We start from the raw sequence: 11,766 nt of genomic DNA on the forward strand, positions 1-11,766 counted from the left end.
GAAGGAGCTTAACCCGCCGGTACGCCGCGCCTACCGCCCGTGGCCCCGGCAGAGCCGGATCCACCGGTAGCCGTACCCGCCGAGCTTGAGCCGGTCGAGCTTGCCCACGTCCTCGTAGTTGCGGTCGCTGAGCACGTCGATCGGCAGGTCCGCCTCCGGTGCCAGCGTGCTCAGGTCCACCTCCACGTCCTCGGTGCCGAGGTTGTGCAGGAAGACCATGGTCCCGGTACGCCCGTCGGCGCGGTGCGCGAGCACGCCCGGCGGCATCGGCACGTCGATGTGGGTGGTGCTGCCCGAGCCGGTCTCCGGCGCCTCCCGCAGCGTCCGGATCATCCGCTCGAACCAGCCGAGCAGCGAGCGCGGGTCCTTGCGCTGGGCGGTGACGTTTACTTTCTGGTAGCCGTACTCGCCCTTGTCGATAACCGGGCGGACCAGCTTCTCCGGCTCGGCGGTGGAGAAGCCGGCGTTGTCCGCGTAGGACCACTGCATCGGCGTGCGGATCGCGTCGCGCCCGTCCAGCGACAGGTCCTCCCCCATGCCGATCTCCTCGCCGTAGCGCAGCACCGGCGTGCCGCGCAGCGAGAACTGCAGCGAGTACGCCAGCTCCATGTGCCGGCGGTCGTTGCCGAGCATGGGCGCGAGACGACGGCGGATGCCCCGGCCGTAGAGCTGCATGTTCTCGTCCGGGCCGAACTTCGCCAGCACGTCGTTGCGCTGGTCGGCGGTGAGCCGGGACAGGTCGATCTCGTCGTGGTTGCGCAGGAACGTGGCCCACTGACCGCCGGTGGGCAGCTTGGGGGTGTCCCGCAACGCCTCGATGATCACCTCCGGGTCCTCCCGGGCCAGGGCGAGCATCAGCCGGCCGTTGAGCATGAAGTCGAACAGCATGTGGATCCGGTTGCCCGAGCCGCTGCCGTCACCGAAGTAGACGGGCAGCTCGTCCGGCTCCACGTTCGCCTCGGCCAGCAGGACCGCGTCGCCACGTCGCCACTGCACGTGCTGACGCAGGTCGGTGAGGAAGTCGAAGTCCTTCGGCGAGTTCGGGTTGCCCGGTTCGGTGCGCTCGATGATGAACGGCACGGCGTCCATCCGGAAGCCGGAGACGCCGAGCTGGAGCCAGAACGAGGTGATCTTCTTGATCTCCGCGCGGACCTTCGGGTTCTCGATGTTCAGGTCCGGCTGGAACTTGTAGAAGCGGTGGTAGTACCACGCCTTCGCGGTCCGGTCGTAGGTCCACGTCTCGTGCTGCTCGCCCGGGAAGACCATGCCCTGGTGGCGGTCGGCCGGCTCGTGGTCGGCCCAGACGTACCAGTCCCGGTACGGCGAGTCCGGCGAGGACCGGGCGGACTGGAACCACGGGTGCTGGTCCGAGGTGTGGTTGACCACCAGGTCGATGATCACCCGGATGCCCCTGTTGCTCGCCTGGTGCAGCAGTTCGGCGAAGTCGCCGAGCGTGCCCAGTCGCGGGTCGACGTTGTAGAAGTCGGTCGCGTCGTACCCGTCGTCCTCGTTGGGCGAGGGATGGATCGGGTTCAGCCACAGGCAGGTCACGCCGAGCCGGGCCAGGTAGTCCAGCCGGCCGATCAGCCCCTGGAAGTCACCCACTCCGTCGCCGTCGGAGTCCGCGTACGTGTCGACGTCGAGGCAGTAGACGACCGCCTCCTGATACCACCTGTCACCCATGCGAGGACTACTTCTCCGAACGTGCGCGCCGTCAAACCCGGTACGGTGCCGGGATGAACGAGGCGTACGACTGGTCCGCCGGCCACTGGCTGAACCCGCCCGAGCGGGCCGAGCCGGTCGACGGCGGCCTGCTCGTCGAGCCGCACGGCGGCAGCGACTTCTGGCGGCGCACCAGCTACGGCTTCGTGCACGACGACGGCTCGGCACTGCTCGCACCGTTCGGCGCGGGCAGCGCCGTGGAGGTGTCTTTCCTCCTCGACTACTCGGAGCAGTTCGATCAGGCCGGTGTGCTGGTCCGGGTGGACGAGCGGCGGTGGACCAAGGCCGGGGTCGAGGTGAGCGACGGCGCGCCGCAGGTCGGCGCCGTGGTCACCGACGAGTTCTCGGACTGGTCGGTGGCGCCGGTGCCGCAGTGGTCGGGCCGGGAGGTGACGGTCCGGGTGAGCCGGGCCGGGGACGCGCTGACCGTCCGGGCCCGGTGCGACGACGAGCCGTGGCGGCTGGTCCGCGTCGCCCCGCTCGACCCGGCGGCGCAGGCGTCGGCCGGGCCGTACTGCTGCTCGCCCAGCCGGGGCGGGCTGCGGGTCCGCTTCACCGGCTGGCGACGGGGTCCGGCGGACGCCGCGCTGCACCCGGAGGGATGAGTCACAGGTGTGACACCGGCCGGTCCGGGTAACACTTTCGGATCTCCGGCTCTCGCGTGGAAGGACCGACATGGCCCTGGCCCAGGACGTCGACCCGAACCAGTTCACCGGGCTGACCGGCTGGGTGGCGAGCGTGATCGACTCGCTCGGCGCGGTCGGCGTGGCGTTGCTGGTGGCGCTGGAGAGCATCATCCCGCCGATCCCGAGCGAGATCGTGCTGGCGATGGCCGGTTACCTGTCCGCCGAGGGCCGGTTCAACGTGGTGTTCATCGTGCTCGCCGCGACGGTCGGCTCGCTGCTCGGCGCGCTGGTGCTCTACTGGCTCGGCGCGGCGCTCGGCGAGGAGCGGCTCAAGCGCTGGCTGGACCACATCCCGCTGGTCGACCTGCAGGATCTGGAGAAGGCCGACCGTTGGTTCGAACGGCACGGGCGGTGGGCGGTGCTGATCGGCCGGGTGGTGCCGGTGGTCCGCAGCCTGGTCTCCGTCCCGGCCGGCGCGAACCGGATGCCGCTCGGTGAGTTCATCCTGCTCACCACGCTCGGCAGCGGGGTGTGGAACGCGCTGATCGTCGGCGCCGGGTTCACCCTCGGGTCGCGGTGGGAGGACGTCGACAGGTACAGCTCGTGGTTCAACTACGCGATCTTCGCCGTCTTCGGTTTCATGATCGTGAGCTGGGCGGTGAAGAAGGTGCGCCGGCGGCGCGCCCGGCAGTCGGTGACCGCCGGGCGCTGACCGCGTCGCGGGCTCAGAAGCCGGCGGTGATGCCGGTGAACTCCCAGGTGTTCTGCGCGATGCCGGAGCAGTTGGCGACCACGCCGCCGCCGGGGCAGGGCCGGTCCCGGTTGACCGACCAGAACGTGAACCGGGCCAGGCCGCGCGCCTTGGCCCAGTCGCGGATCTGCGTCCAGGTGGCCGGCGAGGTCAGCTCCTGCTGGTCGGAGAGGCCGTTCATGCCGGACAGGCCCATGTGGGCGTACGCGGTGGCGTCGGACCAGCCGAACGCGTTCTTGAGCGCGGTCTTCAGGCCCTCGGCCGCGTTGACGGTGCTCTGGTACATGTTCGCGCCGCCGCCGAAGTCGAACGGCATGATCGTGAACACGTCGATCCCGGCGCCCTTGGCCGCGGCCTGGTTGATCAGCCGGGTGCCGTAGTACGACGGCCCGGTGGTCGAGGTGCCGAACGTGATGATCGTCTTGATCCCCGGGTTGTTCTGCTTGACGATCTTCAGGGCGTCCAGGATGCGGTCCTGCACCACCTCGTTCTCGAACTCGTCGCTGTTCTCGATGTCGATGTCGATGGCCTTCAGCCCGTACGCGTTGATGACCTGCTGGTACGCGCCGGCCAGCGCGGCGGCGGACGAGCAGTTCGGGCCGAGCTTGTTGCCGCTCCACCCGCCGAAGGACGGGATGACGTCGCCGCCGGCCGCCTTGATCGCGGCGATGGTGGCGGCGTGCGTGCCGCCGGTCAGCGGACCGCTGCCGTCCCAGGCCGGGGTGCAGCCGCCGCCGGAGAGCACGAACGCGATGGTGAACCACTTGATCCCGGTCGCGCCCATCACGGTGGACGGCGCGGGCGGGTCGCCCCAGCCCGGGTAGAGGTAGGGAGCGGCGGCCATCGCGCCCCCGCCGCCACCGGTGCAGCCGCTGGTGGTGGCCGCGACCGCCGCCGACTTCGCCGACTCGCCGCTGCCGTTGTACGCGGTCACCGTGTAGCTGTGCCCGCTACACGCGGCCAGCCCGGAGACGGTGGCCGAGGTGCCGGTGACGGTGGCCTTGACCGTGCTGCCCTCGTAGACCCGGTAGCCGGTGACGGTGCCGGAGACCGCGTTCCAGGCGAGCGAGACCGACGACGCGGTGGTGCCGGTGACCCGCAGGCCGCCGGGGGTGGCGGGCGCGCCCGGGTTGCTGGGGTTGCCGCCGCCGGCGCAGGAGGCGCCGTTGACGGTGCAGTTCACCGGGTCGCCGGTGCCGCTGACGACGAAGCCGAAGCTGGTGCTGGCGCCCGGGGCGAGCGCGCCGTTCCAGGACTGGTTCACGGCGGTGACGTGCTGGCCGGAGGTGGTGAGGCGGGCGTCCCAGAACGAGCCGAGCGTGCTGCCGGACGGCAGGTCGAACTGGACGTTCCACGAGGAGATGGCGGCGGAGCTGTCGTTTGTGACGGTGAACCGGGCCTCGTACCCGCTGCTCCAGCTGGAGGTACGGACGAAGGCCGCGGTGGCGGCGGAGGCGGGCGGGGCGGCGAGCAGCGCGCCGGCGACCACGGCGGTGGTCAGCGCGGCGGCGAGCGTCGCCAGGCGGGGGCGGAGTCTCACGGCGTCCTCCAGGGGACGGGCGGGGGGTGGAGAGGGATTCACAACCGTCGACGTGCGCCTATTATTAGGAGTGTTAACTGTTTCTGTCCAGCACCGGTTCGACGCGACCCGGACCGGGATCCGGGTCGCGCCCCCATCGGCCTCAGCGGCGGAAGGTGAACCAGTTGACGTTGACGAAGTCGGACGGCTGCCCGCTGCTGAACGTCAGGTAGACCGTGCGCCGCCCGGTCACCGCGCCGACGTTGCCCGGCACCGAGCGCCAGGTCTGCCAGCCGCCGGTGTTGCCGATCGCGAAACTGCCGATCGGCGGCGCGGTCGGGCTGTCCACCCGGACCTCCACCAGCCCGCTCACCCCGGACGCCGCGCCGGAGGCCACCCGGGCCACGAAGTCGCGCGGCGGCGTGGAGCCGAAGTCGACGTTGTCGTAGCGGGCCCAGTCGCCGTTGGCGAGCCAGCCGATGTCCTGGCCGCCCTCGGAGCACGTCTCCACCTGCACGCCGTTCTGCGCGTTGAACGACTCGGCCTGGATCGTCGAGTAGGCGTCACGCACCCCGCCCGGCGGCGGCGTGGTCGGGGTCGGCGACGGGTTGCTCCCGCCACCCCGGGTGTAGACGGCCACGTAGTCGACGAGCATCGACCGGCCGGACACCGTCGACGCGGTCGGCGTCGCCGACCCGGCTACGCCGTCCGGGAAGCCGCCGCCCATCGCCACGTTGAGCAGCAGGAAGTAGCCGGCGTGGTTGGTCATCTGACTCCAGTACGGCTCACCGATCTGGTTCTGCCCGACGGTGTGGAAGAGCTGGCCGTCGACGTACCAGCGCAGCTGCTGCGGGCTGATCGAGGCGTCCCACTCGAACCGGTAGGTGTGGAACGCCGACTGGCAGGTGCTGCCCGGGCAGGCCCGGGACGCGCCGATGCCGTTGAACTCCCCGCACGGGCCGCCCGGCGCGACACCGCAGTGCAGCACGCCCCAGACCGAGTTGATCCCGTTGACGTTCTCCATCACGTCGAACTCGCCGATACCAGGCCAGTTCTGGTAGTTGCCCCGGTACGGCGAGCCGAGCGCCCAGAACGCCGGCCAGTACCCGGATGCCGCCGCGCCGGTCACGTTCGGCATCTGGATCCGGCCCTCCAGGGCCAGCACGCCGCCCGACGGCGGCTTGAAGTTCGCCCGTACCGTCTCGATCCGGGCCGAGGTCCAGCGGCCGGCCGAGTCCCGCAGCGGCGTGATGCGCAGGTTGCCCGAGCCGTCGTGGGCCAGGTTGGCGGTGCTGGAGGTGTAGGTCTGGATCTCGCCGGTGCCCCAGTTGGCCGGGCCGCCCGGGTAGCTGGTGCCGGTATCGATGATCCAGTTGGCGGACGAGGGCAGCGTGCCGGCCGAGCCGGTGAAGTCGTCGCTCCACACCAGGCTCCAGCCGGAGGGAGTCGGGGGCACCGCGGCCTGGGCGGTCATCGAGACGCCCGCGAGCGCTGTGGTGAGCGCGAGCACACCCGCGGCCAGGGCGAAGCGGCGGCGCGATCGGGGCACGGTGGCGGAGGCGGCCGGAGCCGCCGGGATCGGGTTCATTCGGGGTGCCTCTCTGCGGGGACGGGTCCGGGAGAGCGCTCTCTGAGAGCGATTTCTACGCGCCCGCCCCCGCACTTGTCAACGCTTGTCGATGGCTGCCGCCGGCTGCGGGCGACGCAGCACCACCTGCTCCAGCGCCGTCCACGCCGTGGTGGTCACCAGATAGAGCACCGCCGCCAGCGGCACCACCAGCGCCACCAGCACCGTGCCGTACGGCAGCAGCGGCAGCAGCCGGCCGAGCACCGCCGCGCCCGGACCCTCGGTCGGGGTCCCGGCCACGGTGCCGGTGGCGGCTGCCGCCCGGCGCATCCGCCGCGACGACCACCAGGCCAGCGCGAGCAACGCGGCCAGCAGCACGCCGAACACCAGCGGCACCGGGCCGGCCAGGCCGTCGCCGAGGTGCCACCCCAGCGGTACGCCGGCCAGCCGCTCCCCCAGCAGCTGCGGCGCGCCGTCACCGGTGGCGAACAGGCGGTACATGACCAGGAAGAACGGCGCCTGCAACAGCGCCGGCAGGCAGCCCGCGACCGGACTGGCCCCGGCGTTGCGGTAGAGCGCGAACAGCTCGGTCTGGAGGCGGGCCGGGTCGTCGGCGTACCGGCGCTGGAGTTCCCGTACCTCGGGGGCGAGTGCGGTCCGGCGCCGCTCCCCGCGGACCTGGGCCACTGTCAGCGGCGAGATCAGCAGCCGGACCGCGGCGGTGAACAGGACGATGGCGGCCGCCGTGGCGGCGCCGCCGGTGAGCGGGGCGAGCACGTCGGCGAGCCAGGTGACGACGGTGGCCGCGGCCGACGCCGCGGAGTGCAACGGTGCGAAGGCGAGCATGGGTGGACCCCTCGGTGGCGATTCCGGGTGTCCCGGGCGGCGACGTGCCGCACGGCGGGACGGATGACGACGGAATCGGCCGCGAAAGCCGGGAAGGAAACGGCGGCCCGCCGGCGCGGGCCGGAGGGTGGCTACGCGGCCGAGGGGCGCAGGCCGGGGGCGCGGGGGCGCGGACGCCCCGGCGCGTTCGGGTCGACCTGGCGGGGAACGCCGCGACGGCGGGCGCGGGCCCGCAACGCGGCGGCGAACCGGGTGCCGGGCGGCGTGGGCAGCGCGCGGACCCGCAGCGCGAGCAGGGTGGCGAGCAGCAGCGCGGCGACCACCGCCGCGCCGGCGAGCAGCCCGGCCGGCCGGTCGGCGAACAGGGCGAGCGCGTACGCCCACGCCCCCGTCAGCACCGCCAGCATCCCCGCCACGCGACCACGGTATCCCGCCGTGTCACGCCCTGCTGCCCCGTGCGCGAACGCACTCGACCGACCCGAACGGGCGAACCGGCGCCGACACGCCCACCGGCACGTTTTCCGGAACGGACACGGTGGGTAACAGATCCTCGGCCACGCGGCACCGTGCCGCGAGTGGTCCGGAGGAGACGGTGGTGGCGATGAGCGGCTCAGTGGCGGAGCGGGAGCGGAGCGCCGCGTCGGGCGGAACCGACCTGCTGACAGTCGGCGTCGAGGAGGAGTTCCTGCTCGCCGACCCGCACACCGGGACCGCCGTACCCGCCGTCGACCTGGTCATGGAGCAGGTGCCGGCGGAGCTGCGCGGTCAGGTGGAGCGCGAGTTCCAGACCAGCCAGATCGAGATCGGCAGCCCGCCCGGGCTGGACCTGTCCTCGATCCGGCACTCGCTGTCGATGCTGCGCGCCGAACTGGCCGACGCGGCCGAGCGGGCCGGCGTACGGCTGCTCGCGATCGGCACCGGACCGGTCGACGGGCCGGTGCCGCCGGTGGTGGACAAGCCCCGCTTCGACCGGATGATCGAGCGGTTCCGGCTGCTGGTGCCCGGTCCCGGCAACAACGGCATGCACGTGCACGTCGGCATCCCCGACCCGGACACCGGCGTGCAGGTGCTCAACCACGTCCGGCCGTGGCTGCCGATCCTGCAGGCGGTCACCGCGAACTCCCCGTTCTCCCGCAGCGAGGACACCGGGTACGCGAGCTGGCGCTCGGTGGAGTGGGAACGCTGGCCGTCGGTCGCGCCCACCCCGTACCTGGAGTCGCACGAGCACTACGAGCGGCTCATCCGGCAGCTCATCGCCAGCGGCGTGATGCTGGACGAGGGAATGCTCTACTGGTACGCCCGGCTCTCCGCCAAGTACCCCACCGTGGAGATCAGGATCGGCGACGTCTGCCCGACCGTGGACGACGCGGTGCTCGTCGCCGCGCTGGTCCGCGCGCTCGTGGCGACCGCCCTCACCGACATCGCCGCCGGCCGTCCCGCCGTCAACACCGACCACCACCTGCTCGTCGCGGCGCACTGGCGGGCCGCCCACGACGGGCTGGAGGGCGAGGGCGTCGACCTCACCGACGGTGAGCTGCGCCCGGCCTGGGAGCTGCTGGACCGGCTCGTCGACCGGCTGCGCCCGGAACTGGATCGGCACGGCGACCTGGACCGGGTGACCGATCTGCTGGGCGGGCTGCGCCGGCACGGCAGCGGAGCGGCCCGGCAGCGGGCGGTGTTCGCGCGTACCGGACGGCTCGTCGACGTGGTCACGGACGTGGCACGCCAGACCCGTGGCTGAGCGGCCGCACGGCCGTGTCCCGGCGTGACAGGATGGGCGGCGTGGCGGAGCGCATGATCGTCATCGGCGGCGACGCCGCCGGCATGTCGGCGGCGACGCAGGCGCGTCGCCGCCGCCGCGACCGGTCCGACCTGGAGATCGTCGCGTTCGAGCGGGGGCACTTCACCTCCTACTCGGCCTGCGGCATCCCCTACTGGGTGAGCGGCTTGGTCGAGGAGCGGGACGAGCTGATCAGCCGCGATCCGCAGACCTTCCGCGACGACTTCGGCATCGACGTCCGTACCCGGCACGAGGTCACCGCCGTCGACCTGGACCGCCGCGAGGTGATCGCGCGGGACCTGGACGGCGGCGGCGAGGTCCGCGCCGGTTTCGACACCCTGGTGTACGCCACCGGCGCGTCCCCGGTGCAGCCGGACTGGGCGCGCGACGACGTGTCGGGCGTGTTCGGCGTACAGACGCTGGGCGACGGCGCGGCGCTGATCGACTGGCTGGAACGCGAGCCCCGGCCCCGGCGCGCGGTGGTGGTCGGCGGCGGCTACGTCGGCGTGGAGATGGCCGAGGCGCTCGTGCAGCGCGGGCTCTCCGTCCAACTGGTGGAGCAGGCCGACCAACCCATGTCGACCGTCGACCCGGACATGGGCGAGCTGGTGGCCGACGCGATGCGTGCCACCGGCATCGGCGTCCGCACCGGCCTCACCGTCACCGGGCTGGAGGAGCGGGACGGCCGGATCTCCGCCGTGGTCACCGACGAGGGACCGGTCCCGGCCGACGTCGTGGTCCTGGGTCTCGGGGTACGCCCCAACACCGCGCTCGCGGAGGCCGCCGGCCTGCCGATCGGTCCCTCCGGCGCGGTGCGGACCGACCGCCGGATGCGGGTGCCCGGCGTGCCCGGTGTCTGGGCGGCGGGCGACTGCGTGGAGTCGCTGCACCGGGTCAGCGGCATGCCGGTGCACATCCCGCTCGGCACGCACGCCAACAAGCAGGGCCGCGTCGCCGGCATCAACATCGGCGGCGGCTACGCCACCTTCCCCGGCGTGATCGGCACCGCCGTCACCAAGGTCTGCGAGCTGGAGGTGGGCCGCACCGGGCTGCGCGAGCGGGACGCGCTGGACGCCGGCTTCGAGTTCGTCACGGTGCTGGCCCAGTCGACGAACCGGGCCGGCTACTACCCCGGCTCGCGTCCGATGACCGTCAAGCTGATCGCCGAGCGGCCCAGCGGGCGGCTGCTCGGGGCGCAGATCGTCGGCTGGTCCGAGGCGGCCAAGCGGATCGACGCGCTCGCCGTGGCGCTGTGGAACGGCATGACGGTGGACGAGATGACAGCGCTCGACCTGGGTTACGCGCCGCCGTACGCCCCGGTGTGGGACCCGGTGCTGATCGCCGCCCGCAAGGCAGTCGACGCCCTCGCCGCCGCTGTGTAAGGAAGGGCCCCCTATTAACGCCTCCGGTAGAGGAAGGGCCCCTTCTTAACACCGAGACCCGGGTTTGTCGGTGCTCGGCGTTAGCGTGTGCGCGTTGCCGGTCCGGCACTTCCCCTCGGAGGTAAACCCCCATGTCACAGGAGACGACCTACCTCGAACTGTCCGAAGTGGACGGTGGAGCGCACAAGTTCTACGAGGTGGTGGTCGACGACACCGCGATGACCGTGCGCTACGGGCGCATCGGCGACCAGGGCCAGGTGAAGACGAGCACCTTCCCGGACAACGCCCGCGCCCGCGCCGCCGCCGCGAAGAAGATCGGCGAGAAGGTCCGCAAGGGGTACGCCCCGGCGGTGCGCGGCGTACGCCAGAAGCGCACGGTCTCGCGCCGGCAGATCGTCAGCACCCGCTCCACCGCCCGCACCGCGCCGGTCCTCTGGCGGTACGCCTCGGGCGCGCCCGCCTTCGGCATCTTCGTCGACGACCGGCACTGCATGGTCGGCAACGAGCACGGCGTGATCACCACGCTCGACCACGACGCCCGGCTGGTCAACCAGGTCCGGCTCCCCGACGGGGTGAAGTGCATCGTCGCCGACGACGCCTGGGTCTACGCCGGCTGCGACGACGGCAACGTCTACGACCTGTCCGGCAAGGTGCCGCGCGCGGCGTACGCGATCGCGCCCGAGATCGACATCTACTGGCTGGACATCCACGACGGCGTGCTGGGCGTGTCCGATCGCGACGGCGGCATCTCGGCGGTCGACCACGAGGACGAGTTCCTCTGGCGCCGGCCGGGGCGCGGCCGGTCCGCGTGGATGGTGCGCTGCGACGCCGACGCGATCTACCACGGCCACTCGCAGGGGGTCACCGGCTACGACTGGCGTACCGGGCGGGAACTGTGGCACACCGGCACCGGGGCGGTCCTGTTCGGCTGGCAGGAACGGGACGCCGTGTTCGCCGGCACCGGCACCCGCGAGGTGGTCCGCCTGCGCAAGGACGGGCGGGCCGAGCAGACGTACCGCTGTGACGCCGCGGTCTTCTCCTGCGCCACCGCCGAGGGCGGCCGGTACGTGTTCGCGGGCGACAGCGCGTCCTCGATCTACTGCTTCGACCAGGCCGGCAACCGGCTGTGGAAGCTGGGCACCGGCTGCGGCTCGGCGTACTCGATGCAGTACCACGACAATCGGCTCTACGTGGTCACCACGAGCGGCCACCTAGCCTGCATCGACGCGAGCGAGGCGGCGATCCGGGCGGCCGAGGCGGGCAGCGTGCCGGACGTGGTCGACGTGAAGGCGCCGGCCCGGCTGCCCGAGCCGGCCGCCTGGACCTCCGTCGAGGTGACCACCGACGACCGCGACGGCGTGCTGGTGCAGTGCGTCGAGCAGGGCGGCCGGCTGCGCGTCCACGTTCTGGCCGACGGCTACCGGCGGGACTGGCCGGTGCAGTTCCCCAAGGGCATCCGCGAGCCGGGCGCGCGCTTCCTGGTCACCGAGATCCGCGAGTCCGGCCGGGGCGGCTTCTACCGGGCGTACGGGGACATCCGCCGGCTGCGCTGAGCCGCCGGCCGAGTCGGAGG

10 protein-coding genes are annotated in these 11,766 nt (G+C 72.4%); 5 read left to right on the forward strand and 5 right to left on the reverse strand.

The genetic code is table 11. The features are described from left to right. Nucleotides 1-30: 30 nt before the first annotated feature. Nucleotides 31-1,683: an alpha-amylase family protein gene (locus A4R25_RS21320; protein WP_064447851.1), complete on the reverse strand. Its 1,653-nt coding sequence runs from the start codon at nucleotides 1,681-1,683 to the stop codon at nucleotides 31-33. A 53-nt stretch (nucleotides 1,684-1,736) separates the two neighbouring features. On the opposite strand from A4R25_RS21320, the gene A4R25_RS21325 reads away from it, so the two are divergent. Continuing rightward, complete coding sequence (locus tag A4R25_RS21325; RefSeq protein ID WP_043328581.1) at nucleotides 1,737-2,327, forward strand: DUF1349 domain-containing protein; 591 nt, start codon at nucleotides 1,737-1,739, stop codon at nucleotides 2,325-2,327. A 70-nt stretch (nucleotides 2,328-2,397) separates the two neighbouring features. Then, nucleotides 2,398-3,060, forward strand: a complete 663-nt coding sequence (locus A4R25_RS21330) for a DedA family protein (protein WP_043328580.1) — start codon at nucleotides 2,398-2,400, stop codon at nucleotides 3,058-3,060. Nucleotides 3,061-3,073: 13 nt separating this feature from the next. Here A4R25_RS21330 and A4R25_RS32115 read toward each other — a convergent pair whose 3' ends face one another. The 4 genes from A4R25_RS32115 to A4R25_RS21350 all read right to left on the reverse strand — a co-directional run bounded on the left by A4R25_RS32115 (nucleotide 3,074) and on the right by A4R25_RS21350 (nucleotide 7,438). Next, on the reverse strand, nucleotides 3,074-4,639 hold the full coding sequence (locus A4R25_RS32115) for a cellulose binding domain-containing protein (protein WP_064447852.1): 1,566 nt from the start codon (nucleotides 4,637-4,639) through the stop codon (nucleotides 3,074-3,076). A gap of 142 nt (nucleotides 4,640-4,781) precedes the next feature. After that, nucleotides 4,782-6,206, reverse strand: a complete 1,425-nt coding sequence (locus A4R25_RS21340) for a carbohydrate-binding protein (RefSeq protein WP_064447853.1) — start codon at nucleotides 6,204-6,206, stop codon at nucleotides 4,782-4,784. A 78-nt stretch (nucleotides 6,207-6,284) separates the two neighbouring features. Beyond that, nucleotides 6,285-7,031 (reverse strand): membrane protein insertase YidC, encoded by a 747-nt coding sequence (locus tag A4R25_RS21345; protein ID WP_043328577.1) that lies wholly within the window; start codon nucleotides 7,029-7,031, stop codon nucleotides 6,285-6,287. Nucleotides 7,032-7,162: 131 nt separating this feature from the next. Continuing rightward, nucleotides 7,163-7,438 carry a DUF6412 domain-containing protein gene (locus tag A4R25_RS21350; RefSeq protein ID WP_043328576.1) on the reverse strand — a complete coding sequence of 92 codons (276 nt, stop codon included), beginning with the start codon at nucleotides 7,436-7,438 and terminating at the stop codon, nucleotides 7,163-7,165. 185 nt (nucleotides 7,439-7,623) lie between these two features. Between A4R25_RS21350 and A4R25_RS21355 the strand changes: the two genes are divergently transcribed. From A4R25_RS21355 to A4R25_RS21365, 3 genes are all read left to right on the forward strand, one after another. Beyond that, nucleotides 7,624-8,772 carry a glutamate--cysteine ligase gene (locus A4R25_RS21355; protein WP_043328575.1) on the forward strand — a complete coding sequence of 383 codons (1,149 nt, stop codon included), beginning with the start codon at nucleotides 7,624-7,626 and terminating at the stop codon, nucleotides 8,770-8,772. 41 nt (nucleotides 8,773-8,813) lie between these two features. Beyond that, nucleotides 8,814-10,193 carry an FAD-dependent oxidoreductase gene (locus tag A4R25_RS21360; protein WP_064447854.1) on the forward strand — a complete coding sequence of 460 codons (1,380 nt, stop codon included), beginning with the start codon at nucleotides 8,814-8,816 and terminating at the stop codon, nucleotides 10,191-10,193. A gap of 131 nt (nucleotides 10,194-10,324) precedes the next feature. Next, the gene (locus A4R25_RS21365) at nucleotides 10,325-11,746 is read left to right on the forward strand and encodes a WGR domain-containing protein (protein ID WP_064447855.1); all 1,422 of its coding nucleotides are present in this window, start codon (nucleotides 10,325-10,327) and stop codon (nucleotides 11,744-11,746) included. Nucleotides 11,747-11,766: the final 20 nt, after the last annotated feature.

The sequence above is a fragment of the Micromonospora sp. NBRC 110037 genome, from assembly GCF_001652995.1.
GTDB classification, from domain to species: Bacteria; Actinomycetota; Actinomycetes; order Mycobacteriales; family Micromonosporaceae; genus Micromonospora; species Micromonospora chalcea.

Excerpts from the sequence above, each read along its gene's own strand:
- A4R25_RS21320 (WP_064447851.1), bottom strand. The coding sequence starts at position 1,683 with ATGGGTGACAGGTGGTATCAGGAGGCGGTCGTCTACTGCCTCGACGTC.
- A4R25_RS21325 (WP_043328581.1), top strand. The coding sequence starts at position 1,737 with ATGAACGAGGCGTACGACTGGTCCGCCGGCCACTGGCTGAACCCGCCC.
- A4R25_RS21330 (WP_043328580.1), top strand. The coding sequence starts at position 2,398 with ATGGCCCTGGCCCAGGACGTCGACCCGAACCAGTTCACCGGGCTGACC.
- A4R25_RS21340 (WP_064447853.1), bottom strand. The coding sequence starts at position 6,206 with ATGAACCCGATCCCGGCGGCTCCGGCCGCCTCCGCCACCGTGCCCCGA.
- A4R25_RS21345 (WP_043328577.1), bottom strand. The coding sequence starts at position 7,031 with ATGCTCGCCTTCGCACCGTTGCACTCCGCGGCGTCGGCCGCGGCCACC.
- A4R25_RS21350 (WP_043328576.1), bottom strand. The coding sequence starts at position 7,438 with ATGCTGGCGGTGCTGACGGGGGCGTGGGCGTACGCGCTCGCCCTGTTC.
- A4R25_RS21365 (WP_064447855.1), top strand. The coding sequence starts at position 10,325 with ATGTCACAGGAGACGACCTACCTCGAACTGTCCGAAGTGGACGGTGGA.